Annotated in this window: 14 protein-coding genes; 8 read left to right on the forward strand and 6 right to left on the reverse strand. The window is 48.3% G+C overall.

Annotation, left to right across the window (positions count from 1 at the left end; all coding sequences use genetic code 11):
• The first annotated feature begins 167 nt into the window (after window positions 1-167).
• Complete coding sequence (locus AC1XDK_RS12355) at window positions 168-1,181, forward strand: transposase (RefSeq protein ID WP_483350195.1); 1,014 nt, start codon at window positions 168-170, stop codon at window positions 1,179-1,181.
• A 224-nt stretch (window positions 1,182-1,405) separates the two neighbouring features.
• Here AC1XDK_RS12355 and AC1XDK_RS12360 read toward each other — a convergent pair whose 3' ends face one another.
• The 4 genes from AC1XDK_RS12360 to AC1XDK_RS12375 form a co-directional block, all read right to left on the reverse strand.
• Complete coding sequence (locus AC1XDK_RS12360; protein WP_483350196.1) at window positions 1,406-2,434, reverse strand: PGF-CTERM sorting domain-containing protein; 1,029 nt, start codon at window positions 2,432-2,434, stop codon at window positions 1,406-1,408.
• Between the two features lie 227 nt (window positions 2,435-2,661).
• A complete protein-coding gene (locus tag AC1XDK_RS12365) occupies window positions 2,662-5,694 on the reverse strand; it encodes an FtsX-like permease family protein (RefSeq protein ID WP_483350197.1) in 3,033 nt (1,010 codons plus the stop codon).
• A gap of 268 nt (window positions 5,695-5,962) precedes the next feature.
• On the reverse strand, window positions 5,963-6,355 hold the full coding sequence (locus AC1XDK_RS12370; protein WP_483350198.1) for a PIN domain-containing protein: 393 nt from the start codon (window positions 6,353-6,355) through the stop codon (window positions 5,963-5,965).
• Window positions 6,356-6,362: 7 nt separating this feature from the next.
• Window positions 6,363-6,608: an antitoxin VapB family protein gene (locus tag AC1XDK_RS12375; RefSeq protein WP_483350199.1), complete on the reverse strand. Its 246-nt coding sequence runs from the start codon at window positions 6,606-6,608 to the stop codon at window positions 6,363-6,365.
• Window positions 6,609-6,962: 354 nt separating this feature from the next.
• On the opposite strand from AC1XDK_RS12375, the gene AC1XDK_RS12380 reads away from it, so the two are divergent.
• From AC1XDK_RS12380 to AC1XDK_RS12395, 4 genes are all read left to right on the forward strand, one after another.
• A complete protein-coding gene (locus AC1XDK_RS12380; protein ID WP_483350256.1) occupies window positions 6,963-8,063 on the forward strand; it encodes a DUF1616 domain-containing protein in 1,101 nt (366 codons plus the stop codon).
• 3 nt (window positions 8,064-8,066) lie between these two features.
• Window positions 8,067-11,078 carry an FtsX-like permease family protein gene (locus AC1XDK_RS12385; protein ID WP_483350200.1) on the forward strand — a complete coding sequence of 1,004 codons (3,012 nt, stop codon included), beginning with the start codon at window positions 8,067-8,069 and terminating at the stop codon, window positions 11,076-11,078.
• On the forward strand, window positions 11,071-12,720 hold the full coding sequence (locus tag AC1XDK_RS12390; protein ID WP_483350201.1) for a sodium/phosphate symporter: 1,650 nt from the start codon (window positions 11,071-11,073) through the stop codon (window positions 12,718-12,720). The genes AC1XDK_RS12385 and AC1XDK_RS12390 overlap by 8 nt, the downstream gene beginning before the upstream one ends.
• Window positions 12,721-13,118: 398 nt before the next feature.
• On the forward strand, window positions 13,119-14,324 hold the full coding sequence (locus tag AC1XDK_RS12395) for a glycosyltransferase family 2 protein (RefSeq protein ID WP_483350202.1): 1,206 nt from the start codon (window positions 13,119-13,121) through the stop codon (window positions 14,322-14,324).
• Between the two features lie 1,006 nt (window positions 14,325-15,330).
• Here AC1XDK_RS12395 and AC1XDK_RS12400 read toward each other — a convergent pair.
• Entirely contained in the window at window positions 15,331-16,578 is a 1,248-nt protein-coding gene (locus AC1XDK_RS12400) for a glycosyltransferase family 4 protein (RefSeq protein WP_483350203.1), read from the reverse strand.
• 174 nt (window positions 16,579-16,752) lie between these two features.
• On the opposite strand from AC1XDK_RS12400, the gene AC1XDK_RS12405 reads away from it, so the two are divergent.
• The 3 genes from AC1XDK_RS12405 to AC1XDK_RS12415 are packed head-to-tail and all read left to right on the forward strand — an operon-like array spanning window position 16,753 to window position 19,231.
• On the forward strand, window positions 16,753-17,817 hold the full coding sequence (locus tag AC1XDK_RS12405) for a GDP-mannose 4,6-dehydratase (protein WP_483350204.1): 1,065 nt from the start codon (window positions 16,753-16,755) through the stop codon (window positions 17,815-17,817).
• Window positions 17,814-18,761 carry a GDP-L-fucose synthase family protein gene (locus AC1XDK_RS12410; RefSeq protein WP_483350205.1) on the forward strand — a complete coding sequence of 316 codons (948 nt, stop codon included), beginning with the start codon at window positions 17,814-17,816 and terminating at the stop codon, window positions 18,759-18,761. Before AC1XDK_RS12405 ends, AC1XDK_RS12410 begins: the two co-directional genes overlap by 4 nt.
• A complete protein-coding gene (locus tag AC1XDK_RS12415) occupies window positions 18,758-19,231 on the forward strand; it encodes an NUDIX domain-containing protein (RefSeq protein WP_483350206.1) in 474 nt (157 codons plus the stop codon). Before AC1XDK_RS12410 ends, AC1XDK_RS12415 begins: the two co-directional genes overlap by 4 nt.
• An 88-nt stretch (window positions 19,232-19,319) precedes the next feature.
• On the opposite strand, the gene AC1XDK_RS12420 is transcribed toward AC1XDK_RS12415, so the two are convergent.
• Entirely contained in the window at window positions 19,320-20,675 is a 1,356-nt protein-coding gene (locus tag AC1XDK_RS12420; RefSeq protein WP_483350207.1) for a sulfatase, read from the reverse strand.
• Window positions 20,676-20,694: the final 19 nt, after the last annotated feature.

Below are 20,694 nucleotides of genomic sequence, written 5' to 3' on the forward strand. Positions count from 1 at the left end.
GTTGCTGACAACGACGAGATGGACGTCATATTTCGAATTTAGATCGACTCTCAATCCGCTCACTGACTGATACCGCTCGTATCAAGAGCGATCAGCGGGAACAGCCTACGCTGAGGGTGTCATAGAACGATTACCACACCAGAGAGCAGGGTGAACGCTGAGGTGGAATGAGTTCAGCGACCCTGCAAGATGATCTTTCGGTAGAGTCGTTCTTCAATGTCGTGGAAACCGAGACGCTAGCGCTGTTTGAGCACCTCTCCTTCGAGTTTCTCGAAGAATTCGACGTGTTCGCCCCGGCGGAGACGGGGCGAACACGAGACCACGAACCACCAGAGCTGATGCGTGGTTTTCTCCACTGCTACTACAAAGACATCTACGGCATCCGTCCCGTTGAGCGAGAGCTTCGGAACACGGTCGTCTGGTTGAGCTGTGGCTTCAATCGACCGCCGTCGAGAGACGCGGTCGATCGCTTCCTCACTGACCTCGAACACATCGTTGACGATGTCTTCACCCGTCTCGTCGAACAGGCCGCCTGCCGCGGCCTGTTCGACTTGACCCACTGCATCGATTCGACCGACGTGAGGGCGATGCCAGCCGACCCAGACGCGTCGAAGTGCTACGATCCAACCGAGGACGAGTACTACTACGGCTACGGCTGTACGATCGTCTCGACCGGGCAAAAGATCCCGATTGCAGCCGAGTTCACCGAGAGTAAACAAGCACCGGAAGAGACGGCGATGCGCGTCACATGTGACGCGCTCGCCGTCGAGCAACCAATCTGGATGGTCGGTGACAGTGCCTACGACACGCTTGACTGGCACGACCACCTGCTGGCCGCAGGGGTCGTGCCAGTCGCTCCGTACAACGCACGGAACGCTGATGACCCGAAAGACATCGAGTACAGGGTCGAAGACTGCATCGAAAAACACAGCGAGGACGTCCAGCTGAAGCAATCAACGCTAGACGAGACGTACAACCGGCGGAGTGGCATCGAACGAACCAACGAATCAGTCAAGGACTGCGGCCTCGGGCGAATGCATGCCCGAGGCCGCGTTCACGCACGAGCACAAGTATTCCTCGCGCTGTGCCTTCGTCTCCTCGCGCTGTGCCTTCGTCTCGTCGTCGCAATCACCAACTACGAACGTGGAGACAATCCGGGAAGTACCGTGATCACGGTGTGAGAACTCTTCTATGACACCCTCTACGCTTATAATGATATCAGATTGAAGCTATTGACATCCAGTTCTTTGGGGTGGTTGTTGTAGATCTGCTCGAATTCGCGATACGCGTCAAGTATAGAAGCTGCCGGGATACACTCGAAAGGGAGCAATGATTTCCTTTTGTGTCTGCTTGATCTGTGAACCCTATAATAAAAGCCGAAAAGTTAGCTCTCGTCTATAAGAGCTTACCAGTTTCGCGTCGCGAGGAGTGCTGCTGCGAGACAAGCGATGACAGCGATTCCAATGCCGAAACCAGGCTGTCCGCTACTGTTGGACGTTTCTTCTCCGTCGCTTCCAGATCCACTATCGTCCGAGGAGTCTTCAGTTGTCGTCATTTCCTCTTCGGTGGTTGTCTTCTTGTCGTCTTCGGTGGTCGTCATCTCTTCTTCGGTAGTGGTCGTCTGGGTATCTTCCGAGTCATCCATCTCGCCGGAATCTCCAGCGGCGAGCGTGACATCTTTCAGATGGACATTTTGAATGACGATGCGGTAGGTCGAACCCATCTTCGCACCTTTCTTCATCATGCCATCTTGGATTTGTTTTTGCACCGACTGCATGGCAGGGCTCGATTGTTGATCGTCCATCGAGAAACCTCCCAGAGGAATAGTTTTGTCTTCGAGCGTCAGGTCTCCGAGCGTAATCGTCTTTTTCGGCTCACCTGCTCCGACAACGAACGACCATCGGTCGATGTCCATTCGGTGGATCGTAATTTTATACGAGGGCAGTTGCGGAGCATCCGACATTTTTGACTGTTGGTCGGACGACATCTTTTGCATCTCCTCTGGCGTCATTTTCGGCAGTTTTGCGACCACTTTGACGTTTTTCACCTCGATACTTTTGATGCAAATACGGATTGTCTCACCTTTTTTCCGGTCGATGCCCTTTTTGGCCTGTGCCATCGCTTGCTTTTTTGCAGGCATCGCGGCCATTTCGGACATGCCCCTACCTTTCATCATCTTCTTTGCGTTCAGCTTGAACGTCTTGTCCTTTATTGAAACTGGATCGACGTATACAGTTCGGTCTGGCGTATCATCTGGCCCGACATAAAACGACCAGTTATGAATCGTCATGTCCTCGACTTTGAAAACGACCTTTTGGGCGTGCTTGTCGCCATTTTTGCCCTTGTCTTTTCCGTTGTCTGCTTGAACAACACCGAATGCGGACGTGATGAGTATCCCCACTAAGAAAATACTCAGTATCTTACTTTTGTTCATTGTTGTGTATGATCGGAATACTTCGTTACCGTACTGTAGTCTAATTTAAGCAACCACATAGTATTTATTTACGATTCCTGTTAGATCTTTGCATATTATATTTCGATGAACCTTCATGTGCTTAAATATACCTTTCTTCCTGGCTTAGTTAATTCTTCTTCTGATCGCGTATGACTCCAACCTGGTTCCGAAAAGGATGGGTTTGAGCGTCTCGTTACGTTTGATGTCTATAGATTCGATCGAGTAGCCCGTCCAGATTGCAAGGCAGAGGGATCTGTCATGAGCAACGGTAGCACCGCGAATGAGACACTCAGACAGGACAACAAAAACGCCCCAAGGATCGTTCCAACAATCAGGAAGGGATTTGCCATCACTGTTAATTGGATTCCAAAGATCGTCAGCATTCCAGCGAGAGACATACCATACATGATTCCGAATGCAGAAACGATTGCGATGATGGATGCAGGTATCGATATTCGAACGACATCAGAAAACAACGCTTTCAGAAGATGCCATCGGGTCGCACCGGTAGCCCGGTGAATCCCAATTGCCTGTCGACGGGCGTGTACTTCTTGAGCAAAGGTTGCTGTTGTACTCCCGATGGTAGTAAGTCCTGCAAGTAGCATCATCCCAGCAATGAGCAATTTGAAATTCCCGAAGACGACTTCTACGGCCTGGCCAAGTCCACTACCACTCGAAAAGTCTGTGTTCTGTGCGAGTGAGGACTGAATTTGAGCATCACCCGTCACGACGTATGTGTCCGTCGAGAGAACTGTTCCATTCGATACGACTTTGGCGGTGTATCGTCCTGGTGGGAACTGATCTGGTGAATCAGTCTCCTCGAGCGTCACTGGGATGTTCTTAACACTATATGCGGGAATCGTTCCAGTCCGACTTTCGGTCTCAAGCGGGCTGACAAGCGATACGTTTCGAGGGAGGTCTTTGCCCCATGGGTTTGCAATCCGAATGAGAGCTTCTGGTTTTGTATAGACGGTTCCCCTATCTGGTGTGATGTCTATGTCCGCCACTAGGTGTCGCGTGGCATCCGGTGAAATTTGGATGCTAGTTGTTTTGGTTCGGTTTCCTTTACTGGCCGTCAACTCATACGTTCCTGGTGTTTCCGGGAGTGTTATTTTTGCCAGCCCATATTCATTCGTTGTCGTTCTCGTATCCCCAATCGTAATTGTAGCGTTCGAGACGTTTTTTTCCGTGATTGTTCGAACGGCAACTCCGATATCTGCTCCTGGTGGTGCCTCTTCAGGAGTCGCTGGCAGGACGAGTGGTGGCTTTCGATAGACGGAGATGGTCTGTGAATGTGACCCGACGGTTAGTGAATAGTTGCCTGTTTTGGAAACACTCGTATTCATCTGCACAGTCGTCTTTTCACCCGATTGGAGTGTGACGGATTGGTGGTGTGTCTCACCAGCAAACGACATTGAAATTCTTCGTGTCTGTTCGGATGTTCCAATATTTTGGATACCGACTCTGACAGTAAATTCCTGACCGACGCCTACCATCTCGGGAGCGGACATACTACTGATGACTATGTTTTCTGTCTCGGAACTCTGATGTTCTCTTGATTGTGTTTGTGGTGTGCCGTTTGCTGTTCGAATGAATTGAACTGTTCCTGGTCTCGTCGAGATCGTATGGGCGGTCTCGAGTGGGACGATGAGTTGGTCATCCTGCATCCCGGGCGCACGATACACACCAACTATCCGTACTCGGGTGAATGCAGGCGACGTGCTTCCCCCAAGCAAAACCGTATCTCCTCCTGTGATGTTCAATGTTTCTGATAGATCCTCACCGATAACCGCCTCGCTTGGTGATTGTGGTCGATGGCCTTTGACAAGCTCTGCATTCGAAACTGCAGCAAATGCGGAATAGTTCGCCCCTCTCGCTAAGTATGGCTTTCCATCAGCAATCTGCACAACGATGATCTCTGGGCTTGCCTCGATGCCTTGGTCTCGCAATGCGGTTGCATATTGGGTTTCGATGCGACTCGCCATCGGATATGGCGCACCCGGTTCTGTGACGGTGCCTGTTGATGCTGTTGCGAGCGGAGCAAGCACCCCTGCAAGCGATCCCGAAAGAAGAACGATGAGAGCAAAGACGGTCAATGTCGTTGCTATCGGAATCACCGCTCGCCAGGAGAGTAACCGAGGCTGTATACGCATTCCTCTCCACGATTTTTCGTTTGTTCGTGTGATAGACCTTCTTGTGTGTTCGCTGTTCAGTTGTGCTGGCGGTTGTCTCACCGTTGACCAGGCTGCACTAGCGCCTGCAAGCATTGCAGTGCCAACCAGACAACCGATCATCAACAGCAAAATACGCACAACCGCTGGTGTAATACTCGGATCAAGCGAGAAAGACACCCCGAGATAGATGGCGATCTTCACGACTGCCCGTGTCGCAACTACTCCGATAATAACACCCAACACGCAGCCGACTATGGCCAAGAGGCCGGATCGAAGTGAAAAAATACCAACGAGACGCCGTGCGGTTCCACCAGTCGACCGAATGACGGCAATGGATCTGAGGCGGTCTCGGACACTCATTTTCGTGACGTTGTAAAGAACGACGAGAATGAGAACGCTGGCAGCTATTGTGGCCGCAGTGAGTACTTGGAGTACTTCACGCATTCCACGTAGAAAATACGCTGACAGGGATGGCGTTATGATTCCTTCTTGTGTGAGTTGCTGCTCATGCGTATTCGAGTCGCTTACTCGGATGACGAGTGCTCCAGTTTCTCCAAACGTATGAACGGTGGATGGATTTGCAACGTACCACGTTCGGGGGAAAATAGAATCGTCCGTTTCGTATGGAATGACACGGACAGAGTTACGGCCTCCTGAATGGGTTTGAATACGCTGGCTGGTCGGTGTTGAGACTGCGCCGCGAATACCTGTGTCTGGTGGTGCTGGAATAGTTGCATTTCGCCACGACACCGAGAGGTCAGACAACTCTGATGGTGCGCTTTCTGGTACTCCCACTACTGTGTGGTTCATTCCCTCAAACTGGACCGTCGTCACTGGAAAGACGAGATCGCTCTTCGTCGCATTCTGTTGAGCAGTTGCGGATGAGGGGTACTGTTGAATCACCATCGAGCCGCTCTCGCTTCCTGCAACAGCCGCTGATTGGGTACTCGCCGATGATATCAATAGCGTTGTACCAACGAGAAACGCAACAGTAATGGCGATAATGAGTACAGCGAGTCGATCTCGCCGTGACCAGCGTGTCAACAGTGTTCGCGTATAGTTCATTCAGGTCGCATATCCCTACTCATGATTTTAGTTCTACGTCCGTACTCGTTATCGAACCCTAAAAGTATTCAAAATTAACGGCCAGAGTTATATATTATCTGATTATTCTACCACAACGATATTTCCCCGGATTTAGGTCTTCGGAAATTACACTGGAGTGTTCGATTGAAACACAGCAACCACAGAATCTTCCGGAAATCATCGACTCACTGTCTCGCTTCGGAATCTGTGGGCGTCTTGTAGCGAGGGAAGACGTCAAACAAGCATCTCAATAATCGCGAAGTTCGAGCCCTGGAATCCGTTCAAAATGAGACGTATTTCGCGTTAGAATTGCCTGTTCATGCACGACACCTGTTGCGCCAATCACGCAGTCGCCAACATCGATTTGTTGCCCCTCGGTGATGAGTTTTCCGTACAGTCGTCCTGCCTTTTTCATCACAGCATCGTCAGCAGGGAGTACCTCTCTTGTTTCGAGAACTTTCTCAACTGTCCCTTGCTCTTTTTCGCTATTCGGCGCGCGGGGAATGCCCTGATACAGTTCGAATAGCGTTCGCGCGGAAAGGTACAGTTGTTCACGCTCACGTTCAGCCACACGAACCGTCTCAATCGCGCTCTCGTCTCCGTTCATTATGTCGATAAGTACGCAGGTGTCGAAAATCATGGGAGGATTACTCGGTCTCTCTACCCAGCTCGGTTCGACGTGCTGCCATCTGTTCATTCTCACGTTCGCGAAGTTCGGCGACCGCGTCGCGAACGGCGTCAGCCTGTTCATCCGAGAGTATTCCGGCGAGTTCGAGAAATGACCGTTCGCCTGCAAGGCGTTTGACTACATCCGAGAAGCTCTCTCCCTCTCCTTTCCGGTCGTTGAGACGGTCGTAGGCTTCGTCGTCGAGTCGGATGGTTTTCGTCCCCATATGCATACATACGCATACATCTTTATTAGGTGTTGCGAATAATCGAGGATCTCCGGATCAAACGAGAGAATGCATGCCGCACAACGTTGTTGGCCAATCGGGATTATGAAGTGGGAAAAGCTGAATGCCGACTTCTAAAAGACAATCACCGATCCATTCTGGGGAGAGAGCGTTTATGCACAGTATGATGTCAGTTCTGACAAAAGTGTGTTCTTTCACAGCGCCTATCTGGCACTGAGAAAATCTACTTAAGAAAGTTCTATTTACCGTGCATTCTGGTTTTTCAGTCCCCCCACAGAGAATTCCCTACTCTATCGGGGACTTTTTATTATGGTAGAGATTACAAGGAAACGAATGGCTCGTGACGTTGACCTCCAGCTTCTTCTCCCTCGATCAGTCCGCTCCCTACCGGCGGATTTAGCTGCCATCTGTTTTGTAGTTCTTCTCACACTTGCTGTGGTTTTGATTCCCGGTCTGAATGAGACACCGATTCGTGCTTTCGTCGGGCTTGTGTTTGTCCTCTTCCCACCTGGGTATGCATTTATTGCCGCACTTTTTCCGGAGGATTCACCTATAGAATCGACAGTAGATGATGATTCACCTGACGAAGGAGAATCACGGCTTCCACGTCCCGGTTCTGGAATTGATGGGCTCGAGCGAGTTGCGTTGTCGTTCGGAACGAGTATCGCAATTGTCCCGCTTATCGGATTGGTGCTGAACTTCACACCGTGGGGAATTCGACTGGTTCCTGTTTTGCTCAGCCTCAGCGCGTTCACGCTATGTATGACTGGTATTGCAGCAGCTCGACGCACTCAACTTCCTGAAGAAGAGCGCTTCCGCGTGCCGTACAAAAGTTGGTTTACGGCCACGAGATCAGAGCTTTTTGAACCGGATACGAGAGCTGACGCCGCACTCAACGTGGTGTTGGTCCTTAGTTTACTCCTTGCAGCCGGGAGTGTTGGATATGTTACAATGGTCCCAAATCAAGGAGAATCCTTTTCTGAATTTTATCTGTTGACGAAAAACGAGAGCGGGCAGTTCGTAGCAGATGATTATCCGACCAATTTCACCCAAGGAGAGAGCAAACCATTGTACGTTGGAATCGGCAACCATGAACATCAAGAGGAAGATTACACGGTGGTTGTGCGTCTTCAACGGGTGAAGGTGATGAATAACAGTACCCAGGTTCAGACAACACGAGACCTAAAGCGATTTCAGACAACTCTCGATGCGAATTCGACGTGGCGTAAACGCCATACTATTACTCCACCGATAACTGGAAATCGACTACGACTCCAATATCTATTGTACAAGGACGAAGTACCGGCCAATCCTTCAGAGCAATCTGCGTATCGGGAGTTGCACCTTTGGGTAAACGTCTCGAACGGGTCTCCTTCCAATGCGTTGGCTGCACCAAGTACTGGGAATATCGATACGAAACAAACTCTGGGGTAATCCGTGGGATATCGTCGTTCGATTCTCATCCGCTGGTCACACCGCGATAAGCTTGCCATTCTCGTTATTGCGGTTACTGTTGCGTTTCTCACAGGGACAACCATTGTCCTCGCTGCAGCTGGAAATCAGACGACTTCCATCGCACAAGATTATGGCTCTGATGGGACGGCTACGTACTATAAGTCGCTTGAGACGGCACAGACACAAGCGTCTTCTAATGCGCTTGTTCTTCCCGTTGCAGCAGTCAGAGACTCAAATGGCTCAGAGCAGTATGTCGTCGGTATTCCACCGGATGAAGCTCAGAGTTTTCGAAAGCAAACGGGTATTTCAATTCCTGACCCGCCAACCGAAGGGGTGAGTGTCGCCAGTAGTTCAGGATATTCTGGGAAGACACAGCGACTCTCTGGGTCAGATGGGTCGCGTACGGTATCGGTTTCCATCGACGGGACCTCTCAATCAAGTATTCCACCATCGTGGTATCGTACATCGCCTGAAACGGTACACCGCCTCGGTGTGACTGGTGCATTCGTCATTCAGCCTCCTGGGAGTGCTGGCGCTGTCCCTACTGCAGGCGTGCCCTTGGGTGCTGCATTAGCGTTTTTCATTGTGGGAACACGACAACTACTTTCGGTCATTGCACTCTTGGCTTTTGGCGGGGCGATCCTTGTTGGCGTAATCGTGTACAGCATTACGCGAATGACCGTGCGTGACCGTCTACAGGCAATTCAACTCATTCGCTCGACTGGCGGCACGCCCAATACCATACGGCGACTATTCGGAATTCGTGCTTTGATGTTAACAGTGGCTGGGATCAGTCTTGGCTACGCGTTTGGTGTGATCCTAACGAGTGCAGCAGTAAACGTCGCCGTCGCATCTGGGTTTCCGATATCGCTGTCGGTTCGAGTAACGCCCCGTGTGGTTCAAATCCTCCTATTAGGATATAGCGGACTTGGATTTACTGGGCTCATTGCTGGTGTGGGAGCTGCATGGCCTGCAAGCCGCGATTCTCCCGCAGCAATTGGGCGACAGCAGGAATCTAGTACAGAATCACAGGGTGTTTTCGCTTCACTTTCGAAGTACTGGTCTCTTACATTGCTTGACTGGCGAGCACTGCTTCCCAGTACGGCAACACTCGTGGTATTTGCGACAGTTGTACTGGTTGGTGCATCTGTCGCTGGTGTTCTTACCCCGCTTATGCAGACAGGTGGAACGACAATTACGGAGCCGGGTGCCGTCCACCCCATTGCTAGTAAGGTACCTAGTAGTTATGCGAGTACCTTGCAACAAAAGGGCATCGCGGCAAGTCCAGAATTGCTGTTATTTTCAGTGTATAATGGTACTGCACTTGTCGTGCGTGGTGCCGAGTTCGACTCATTTGCAACCGTTTCAAATGCGACACTAACACAGGGACGGAAACCACAAACATCGACCGAGGCGCTAGTTGGTGAAGATCTTGCTACTAGCCAGAATATCGATGTCGGTGATTCTGTGACCCTCGGTGGAAGTACGAAAGCGACGTTTACGCGAGTCAAAGTCGTGGGAATGTATTCTGCACCAGACATCTATGACGATCACTTACTCGTCTCGCTCTCGACGGGGCAGCATCTCTCTAACGCGAAGCCGGGGATGGTGCATTTCATTCGAACGAAAGAGACCTTAAGTGGGGACTCACAGACACGTTCAGTTGTCTCTCTTCTTAATGTGTCGGCTCCCGACACGGTGACCACCAATGAATCCATACCCGTTAATGTTCGAGTGAAGAATTTTGGATCGGAGACGTCCTCTCGTGAGATTCATGTTCGTGTAGGGAACCGATCGCGAACGACGTCAGTTACACTCAAGCCACATGCTGAGCGGACTGTCACGGTTCGAATCCCCGTGTCACACACTGGAACTCAGCAAGTGCATGTTGATAATCAAACGACATTGGTCACGGTCATTTCACCGACTGCGCTTCGGCTTGTGGGGCTTCCAAAAACCGTGCCTCCATCGAGTCACCCACGTGTGCAAGTCATGACTGCAACAGGGCAGCCAGTTCCGAATGCGACGCTGCGAGTGGGTGATCGAACGGTTATGACGCGAGGGGACGGCACAGTCCGTGTTCCGTTTGGAGAACCTGGAACGTACACCGTTACAGTGACACGAGAGAATCGCTCGATACGCCAGACAGTTACCGTTTCCCAGAATGCAACTAAGACTCTCATAGGGCAAGTACAGGTTCGTCCCGACCAGCCGTCGCTGACAGTACAGCCACGTGCTCGGCTGTCCTTGTATAATCCATGGCAGACAAAGATCGATGAGCGGGTTACCCTCTCGGGGACGGGAAGCCAGTATACACGTGATATTTCCGTTGGGCCAGGGGAAAACAAGTCGACGACATTCCGACTCGCACGAGCAGCTCCTGGCTCGTATACTGTTCGTATGAGTGCCGCTGGTCAAACACTGGATACTGATTCGTATTCGGTAACCGGCGATGAGCGAATTGTCACCGCATATGCGAATCGGGGTGCGTACTCCGGAGGAAGTGGCATCGGCCGAATTCTCGAAACTGCGTTTGGGAACTTGTCGTTTCTTGTCGGGATCCTTTCCGTCTTAGCGGGCATTATGACGATCGGCAGTACGACAGCAATGTTCGCCCAAGCGATTCACGCTCGACGACAGGCCATTGGTGTTTATCGAGCGACTGGAGCATCTCCAAGGCAAATTGCCGCTCTCGTTCTCTCAGATGCACTCAAAATTGGGGTTGTTGCGACTGGAATCGGACTTGTGAGTGCAACTGTTCTCACGAAACTACTCGCCTCAAGTGGGTTTCTTACGGTTTTCGGTATTCAAATCACTTCGCAGATAACGTTTAGGGTGGTCGTGATTGTAATATTCGGCGAACTCATGATTGTCCTCCTCAGTGCTCTTCTTGTCACTCTCGACCTTCTGCGACGACAACCGGTCTCACTGTTCAAATCAGTCGGAGTAACACCCGAGGTTGGCGGGGACGCCCGAGGTGAACTCCATGGATAACCGCCGTCCGTACGTGCTTGTTGGTATTACTGTGTTCATGGTCGCGGTTGCGATGCGAACAATTCCACTGTATTGGAGTTATTTACCGTTCAATCTCGACGGCTTTCAGTTCGCTGCTCCTGCTCGATATACGCTGGCTCACGGCCACCTCCCAACGTCGGCTTCGTACTTTCAACCGGATAAATATACGTTCTCTGCGCTGCTGACTATCTGCAGTCAACTGACTGGAATCTCGCCCCTTCGTATTGCCCAGCCGTTGATCGCGATCATTGGAAGTGTACCATGCCTGATTGCAATCTGGGTCACCCGTTGTATCGGTCTGGAATTGGGGTGGCAACCGAGAGAAACTCGTATTGCAGCTGTACTCGCTGGGTTGGTGTTGGCAACAGAAGGCATCTACCTTGGGCGGTCTGCAGCGGTTACAAGTGAAGGTGCTGGTATCGTATTTGTCGCTGTGATTGCTCTCGTCTTCTTCCGAATGGTACAGACAGGACGACCTTCTTGGATCGTTTTGACGGCACTTCTCGTTATTGTCTTCCCACTCACTCACAGCCTCAGTACGATGATTGGTGCGCTCGTTATTACGTCGCTTCTAGCTGGATCTCTTCGTCAATCGGTCCCACGTATCGGAATCCTTGGTGCAATGATTGTTGTTGGCTTCTGGGCGTACCTCGGGAGTTATTATTCAATAATGGAGTTAGGTGACGTCTCACGAGTCACATCAGTTCCCGGTCTTTTCTTCGCCTGGATCCTGGTCTTGATCGCTGCATCGGTCGCAATCCCGACGACAAGCGTTCGGAGTCAACGTACCGTGTCAATGCTCATTTTAGTTGGTGGCGTTGGGGTTGTGGTCACTAATTTCTTTGTTCCTGTCTTCCCTGGGACAGCCGAACTCCAAACAATGGCACTACTGCTGGTGATACCGATCGCAGTGGGTGGTTTCGTTGCGACATATGGACTCCCGTACATTACAACCACACGAGACGGAGTGATCGTTCTCGCGCTCGTTCTGGGACCACTCGCTTTAATTGGCTTTGCTCTGACCGCGGAATTGACTGTCGGGTACCAGGACATCGTTGCTCGAAGTCAAATCTTCGCACATTTCGGGGCGATAGTGTTAGCTTCTCTTGCTGTTGTAGGTCTTGGTATTCGAGGTCGTGTGACTAATCGAATTTTGCGTGTCACTCGTACAGGGTTGATTCCGTTGTTACTTGTGATTGCACTGGTTAGCGCACCACTCGCGTTTGCTGGCCTTCGAGCGACGCCAGCACAACCGGTGACGGAACCAAATGAATTCGAGACGACTACCTTTGCTGCGACGTATATCCCGTCTACGTGGGTGAGTGATGGACATATCACGCGACTCGCATCATACTATTATCCATCACGGACAAACTCCACCTACACTCCCTTGTATCAATGGTTGCGCGGCGGGAGTGGGCCACCAAAGTGTACTGTCGTCTCACAGCAGTCGTGGACGACTGTCGGTGCGCAACTCTTCCCCACCTCACCGAAACGAGTCGAGAAAAATCAGTATCAATCCTGGATCGTGTCCAAACAAGTCATCTATTCGGTTAGTGGTGATGACCCAGTCGTTATTTCTCGGTCGTCGGGTGTAACCTCGGCTGTTTGCCACTCATGAGTAAGGATCCTCCTTATATTTTACTAGCGATGAATTGTCCCTATTTTGGCCCGGTGTTCATATCTGTCATCGGAAGCTATATGTCTTATCGATGTATTCCATATAATCAAACAAAGGATCCGAAAACTTGATTTACTAATGTATACTAATTGATAAAATCTGTCCAGCTCGTTAAAAATAGTTAAGACGTTGGATTTAGTAGCTAAAAAATAATGGGAAGATATCCAAAAACCGTCCGTGACGCGGCAATCAAATGTGTCGCCTGTAACGCACCTGTAGCCAAAACAGTCGCTGGCTCGTTCGCCTGTGTCGACTGTGGGGAATCACCAGTGATGACACGAGCGACCGTGAGCACGGACAAGCAAAACGCAGACGACTGACGAGGGGACTGAATCTTAATGGACACCGAACAAGCGAGTAGTACTACGGTTCACGACAGACAGAGTACCGAATCCAGTGATCTTCTTGTAGGTCAAAATAGCGAAGAGACACCAACCTTGAGTGTCATCATGCCGACGCTCAACGAGGAAGGTGGCATCGCTGAGTGTATCGAGATGGTCAAGCGAGGGATCAATGAGATCGGTGTGACAACAGAAATCATCATCAGTGATAGTTCGACGGATCGAACGCCTGAGATTGCTCGCGAAATGGGGGCAATCGTTATCGAGCCAGACCAGCCAGGATACGGGTATGCGTATCGATACGCGTTCGAACGCGCTCGTGGCGATTATGTTGCAATCGGTGATGCAGACACAACGTATGACTTTGAGGATTTGCCCCGATTGTTGAATGAACTCAATGAGAGTAATGCGGACATGGTAATGGGAAGTCGGCTCGAAGGTGAGATCAAACCTGGTTCGATGCCGAAGCTACACCAATATATTGGCAATCCATTGTTGACGAAATTCCTTAACGTGTTCTACGGTGCTGGTGTTTCAGACGCACACAGTGGATTCCGTGTCATCGAACGCGAAGCGTATGAGCAGTTGGAATTGAAGACGACTGGAATGGAGTATGCAAGCGAGATGATCATGGAAGCTGGTGCTCGTGATATGACGATCAAAGAGGTTCCTATTACGTATCATGAGCGGGAGGGTGATGCGACTCTCGACAGCTTCAGTGACGGTTGGCGACATGTGAAGTTCATGCTCGTGAACGCACCTGGCTATCTCTTCTCGATTCCGGCTATGATATTGTCGGGCGTTGGATTGCTCGTAATGCTGCTTGCTTATTTCAACGTTCCAATCAACGGGGTAACCATTGGAATACACTCGATGGTTGCAGGTAGTTTACTAGCGATCAGTGGGTATCAGATCGGGAGTCTCGGTGTGTTCGCTACGGTTGCAGCGAACCCTATCAAGAAAGCGCAAAGCCCGGTGATGGGTCGTCTGCTAAAGCGGATGCAGTTGGAACATGCCGCAACGCTTGGTCTATTAGTGTTTGCTGGTGGTGCGACATATGCTTCTTTCTTGCTGGTAAAATGGGTGACAAGTGGCTATGTTGAGTTGCCGCTTTTGATGGACGACATTGTCGCGTTCACCGCGATTATCCTCGGTGTTCAGACGGTGTTTTCATCGTTCTTTATGAGTGTAATTGCGGAGTGAAATCTACAGTCCATCGTATCCCAAATGCATTCCCCTACATATGTTATCTTTCTATCCCCCTCTCTGCTTGTGATTAGGTACTAAATCACCGTTAGATCGAAGGCTTTATCCATGCATATTGTTCTGAATATGAACTCCCCATCTATCGAAATTCAAAGCCCTGTGAAGGTGTTTTTCATTGACCACAAAAGGTACTACTCATGTAACGTAAGCAGCCTCCTGTAGTTGGATCATGGATATCCTTGCAGGCTACTTAGAAACCAACGAACCACCAGGGATAGCCGTGATTCGCGAACTCGATGAAGAGACTGGATTAATAATCAAGGAAAAAAGTTGTCCTTTTTCGATACGGAGCTTGTTCCACACGATAACAGCACATCTGTCCTTATAAATCTCTATCACGGATCCAAAACCTGCAACCGGTTCCATTTTGGTAGGTTCCGATACCTCTGATCGACGTTATTGGAATTTTGAATGCACTTCAGAGTAGCAATGAGAAATTAGAGTCGGACTATAAGCGGATGTCTAGGTGGCAAAATACGAATGAACCAATTGTATCAGAATGATAGTTCTATTCTCTGTTTGAATTTTATAATGGGATTCAGTGACCTCTTACCTTTTTTAATCACCCCACAACTAATATCTCCAATCTCAATGTGGGCAGTATGACGACAAAACCAGACTCTGAACGGATTGAATCTGCAATCCAGATAATCAATGAAGAACTAGGCAATACCAAATACTTTGAGATCAGCCATTATCAACTGAATAATGGTAAGTATTATACGATTTTCCATTGTCCGGAAAAAATACCTGATGTCAAATCGAGCCCACAAAACAAATACAAACTTAAACGATTTAAAATTGGCGAAAATACTACTACATCTCTCGCCCCGTTGAATAAATACTAAAAATGAGCTGGCCACTTCGTTCTTTCAGTATGTGTGTATTCTCTTCTAAAATTGATTAGAAAATTATCTTTTTTTTAATTTAGCTCAGTTAATACTTATTTTGACCTTCCTGTAAGCATTTGATAGTAGTGAGATATCGACTGCTCTTTTGTAAAATATGTCTCGAAGGCTTCACGAGCGTTTCCTCCCTGATCAGTTTGCAATTCTGGGTTTTCCTGCCAAGTTCGAATTGCCTCAATTACGCCTTCAACGTCTCCTTGAGCCACTTGGATGCCAGCCTCGTTAGTTTCAACTAGCCGCGCCTCGTCATCGTGAGGTTGCGCAATACAGAGAATTGGTTTCCCAGTTGCCATTGCTGTATACAGCTTACTTGATACACAAACTCCCTCAAACCCTTCTTTCACACTTACTACAGAGACGTTGCCTGCAGTGAGACTATAAGGAAGATCTTCTTGTGGTTGATACGGTAAAAATTTCACTACATCTCCTTTAACACCGAGTTCTTTAGCAAGGTTAACCAAATTCTGCTTGTTATCTCCTTCACCGATGATGAGAAATTGGACGTTTTCGCTATCAAATGCAGGTGCAGCTTTGATTAATGTCTCTAAATCATGAAACTCACCGATGTTCCCTGAGTAGAGTACTGTAAACGGGTTAACCAGATTATGGTCTTTGCTGAACCAGTTCTTCGTTTTTTCACGTGGTTGAATGAATTCATCATCTTCCCAATTGTGTATTATCGTGATTTCGTCCGTTGTGACTCCGTCTCCAGTAACTGAGACAATTCGTTCTCGCATGACCGGGCCGAGAGCTACAATGTGCTTTGCATCATTGAATACTCGCTTATGGATTGCGCACCACCAGCGGTCAATTATCCCTCCAGGTTTTATATAACCTAGTTCCCTGGGTTGGTCCGGGTAGAGGTCATGAACAATGTAGGTGTATTCCCATCCACGTAGGCGACATACCAACCAAAGTGGTAGCGGGAGAAATGGGGGGTTTGAGACGAAAATAAGTTCTCTTTCAGATTCAGCTTTACTCACAAACAAGATGATAGACATCCAGACAGTATATATGATCCAATTGAAAAGGCGGCGTGGTAGTGAAGACTGCCGTAGTTGTGGGGCTCGTATTCTTTTTACCAGAACGCCTTTATGAGTTGTCTCTAGTGGCTGGCGTTTATTCTCGCCGCTGTGGTAGTTGGGTTGACTAGTGTATACGGTCATATCTAGCCCGCGTGATTCCAAACCAGTTGCTAGTTCGGTCATCAGCTGCCCTGTAGAAGCAGTGTCTGGATGGAAATATTCAGTCACCAGCACATGTTCTTTCAATGTATCTGTCATTTTATGCCAAAGTTGTATTCATATGATATGCAAATGTTAGTAATGAGCTTTTTGATTCAGTAGAACAGGCCAATATTGCCATAATATAATTCATCAGATATATAGTCGCTAACTCATCCAGGGTTGTTCTAAATACAATAGAAGGATTAATGTGGACTCGAAATCGGTAATAATATGATGGATTTAAAATCACAATTGGCTGATCGTCCGGTGTTCGTAACTGGAGCTGATGGGTTCGTTGGGTCCCATCTAGTCGATACTCTTGTTGAATATGGAGCAGATGTTCATGCATTCGTGCGAGCAACCTCTAGTGGCGAGCTAAAAAACGTTCGAGTGCACGCCTCTGATATCACTGTTCACCGCGGTGATCTTCGGGATAAACACTCCGTCCAGAAGGCCCTCGGTGCATTGGAGGGCCATGATGACTCACTTATTTTTCACCTCGGTGCTCAAGCGCACGTTGGTGAGTCGTGGGAACGTCCCTATGAGACGATAGACAGTAACGTCGTGGGAACACTCAATCTTCTCCAGTCGATTATTGATCTTGATCTTGAGATTACAAAGTTCGACACGGCAGGTACAAGCGAAGAATATGGTAATGTGAAGAAGGAAATGGCTGAGCACCATGATCTACTCGATGATGGACGTGTCCTCCTAAGTGAACGCTCACCGGTAAACCCTACCTCTATTTACGCCACTTCGAAGCTTGCAGCCGATTTCCTTACTATGAACTACCACGATGGGTATGGATTACCCGCCGTGACCACACGTATGTTCAACAACTACGGCCCTCGTCAGAATCCTCGTTACATTACGGGTACTATCATCACACAGGCGCTTGAACGTGATATCGTCGAACTTGGAAATCTCGAACCAAAGCGCGACTTGTGCTTTGTCCAAGATGGTGTATATGGCCACTTGCACGTTGCTCTGGAGGGGAATCCTGGCGAGCAATATGTCTATGGTTACGGTGAAAACATCTCCATGAACGATTGGGCCAACTTGATTCTTGATGTTGGTGCTGAGTACGATTATTGGGATCAACCAGAAATTGTACAAGATGAGGATCGCTACCGGCCTGGTAAAAGCGATGTTGAAGAATTGCTCGTGGGGTATGAGAAACTAAACCAAGAAACCGGATGGGAACCCCAAGTCGACTGGCGTGAAGGTGTGCAACGTACGATAGATTGGTACGCTAATAATCGGCAAAATTGGTACGGAAGGGTGGATTGGCGATGAACTACTGGGATGACAAGACAGTCATGGTGACCGGTGGTGCTGGCTTCCTTGGTAGCCACGTCATTGACGAATTGGAAGCACGCTCTGATGGTGTGAATATTTTCGTTCCGCGGAGCGCTGAATACGATTTGCGCGATCGTGATGCGATTCAGCGTGCTTTCAAAGATTCGGAGGCGGATGTCGTACTCCACCTCGCTGCGAGCGTCGGTGGGATAGGAGCAAACCGTGAGAATCCGGGGCGATATTTCTATGATAATGCAATCATGGGTATCGAGCTCATGGAACAAGCTCGACAATTTGGTGTTGAGAAATTCACTATTCTCGGTACTATCTGTTCATATCCGAAGTATACTGATGTTCCGTTTAGTGAAGACGACCTATTCAATGGGTATCCTGAGGAAACAAATGCACCCTATGGCATTGCCAAAAAGGCCTTATTGACTCAGTCAAAGGCCTATCGTCAGCAGTACGATTTTGACAGTATTTATCTCATGCCCGTGAATCTGTACGGGCCTCGTGATGATTTTGATCTTGAAACTTCACACGTTATTCCTGCTATTATTCGGAAGTGTATTGAGGCACGTGAGCACGGTGACGACAGTATTACTGCTTGGGGAACTGGTGAGCCGACTCGTGAATTCCTTTATGTTAAGGATGCTGCTCATGGAATTCTTGACGCAACTGAGTGTTACAACGAAAGTGAGCCAGTCAATCTAGGCTCCGGAATGGAGATCAGCATCCGCGACTTGATTGAGCTTATTGCTGAACAGACTGATTTTGCGGGCGATATTGAGTGGGATACCTCTAAACCAGACGGCCAACCTCGTCGACAACTTGATATTAGCCGGGCGAGAGCAAGCTTCGACTGGGAAGCAGAAACTTCATTTGAGGAGGGATTGCAGACCACTATTAATTGGTATGAAGAAAACCGGGAGCATAAATGAAGACTCAGGACGACCACTATATTCCAGACAAAGAGTGGCAAGTAATTGTTGGTAATGTGCCAATCGTTTCAGTTGATCTCGTTGTAATCTGTGAGGAAGGTGTAGTACTAGCCAAACGACAAAATGAACCCGCAAAAAATGAATGGTTTGTACCAGGGGGTCGTGTGAGGAAGCATGAAACATTGAAAGCCGCAGTTCATCGTGTCGCTCATGATGAATTAGGGATATCGGTGGAGATTTTGGAGTCTTTGGGGTCATACGAACACTTCTATGAGAAATCAGAGATCAATGAGTCTGGGGGTAAGCACTATCTCGCAAATGGTTACTTGGTTAAAGCCCAGAACAACCAACTCAAGATGGATGACCAGCACACTGAGATCCAAATATTCGAAGAATTACCTGCCGATCTGCACATATACGTACAGAACTACCTTGATGATGCAGGATTTATTAAATTAGATAATATTTAAATACCCGCTTTATTATAAGCGAATTTTATCATTCTCGTCTCTTTTATTTTTCGTTATGTTATTCTGCTATAGCTCTTGAATTTCTAACTCATAGGTACCCCAAATCCTTCAATCGGTCTTGTATATCTCCTTCTACTTCATCCTCAAGTCTCCGGGTGTCAATATCTAATTGATTAAGCCGACGGAGGACTACTTTTTCTAATTTTTCAGCCTCTGGAGAACTCCCGTGAGATACTTGTTCAAAACCGCCGTTTTGGAGGTCAATGAGTCGATGATCACCCCTGATTTCATCCCCTTCATATAACCAATCTCTCGATCGAGCTCCAATAATCACCTCTCCTTCAACTTCGTGTTCAGCTATAATGTAGTCTCTTGTTTTATCGACGCCAGGAACTTGTCCTTCGTATTCTTCTGGAACTTCAAAGCCAAGACTCTCGTGAACAAGTGGAGGGATGTCAAGTAGACTCGTTAATTCATCTGTAACACTAAATAAATATTCAGGACCATTGACAACGAGGAGGGGAATGTGTAAGAGTTCATCATACATTCGTTCAGGTTTTCCATATTGGTCATATTCACCAAATAGCTCCCCATGATCGGAGGTGATAATTATTAGTGTATCTTTATATCGACCACTTTCTTTAAGATACTCAATAATCCGGGATATTTGATCATCAGTATAGTCGATAGAAGCATCATATAATCGCTTGAGTTCCTCTATTTCTTCATTGGAAAGTTTCGTCGGGTTTCGAAGCAATGCGGAGTACCACTCAGAGACTTCAGATTGTGTTACATTTGAAACTCTATATTTTTCCCGGTAAGAAATGGGAGGGAAACACGGATGATGAACATCCATATAATGAGTCCAGCAGAAAAATTGATTATTCGTTTTCTTGAGCCAATTAATTGTATCCGTTGTTATGACTTCAGCGTTAACATACGGTCTTGGTTTCCCTTTTATAAGCTGATATGATTTTTTCAGCGCATCCGTCAAATGGATCCACTCGTCAACTCGACGGAATTTTGGATTGTTTATCTCAATTCCTCTGGGGAATATCTTTGTAGCAATCCCCATGAGAGCATTCTGGTAGTCCTTGAAACAATCGAATCCAGTATTGTAGTTGAAATATGATGATAGAAACGGGTTACATTGGAAAGCACCTGTTGACAGACCTTCCTCACTAAGTTTTGTGGCGACTCGAGGTCGTTCAGAGTCGAGGGGACCTAAGCCTCCATATGATAGAGGAAGAGTCCCGGTTAGTAAGGCCGGGAATGAAGGTGTGGTTCCTGGGCCAGTAGCGAAAGCGTTTGAAAATGAAAGACTCTCTTTTGCAAGTGAAGATATAGATTCTGTATTTTCCGTTTCATAGCCAAACGTTGGAAGATGATCGGCGCGCAAAGAGTCAATAGTTATAATAATCACATTCTTTGGGGTATCGGTCATTTGTGTTCTTATATGTATT

Source organism: Haladaptatus sp. HS23 (assembly GCF_056892285.1).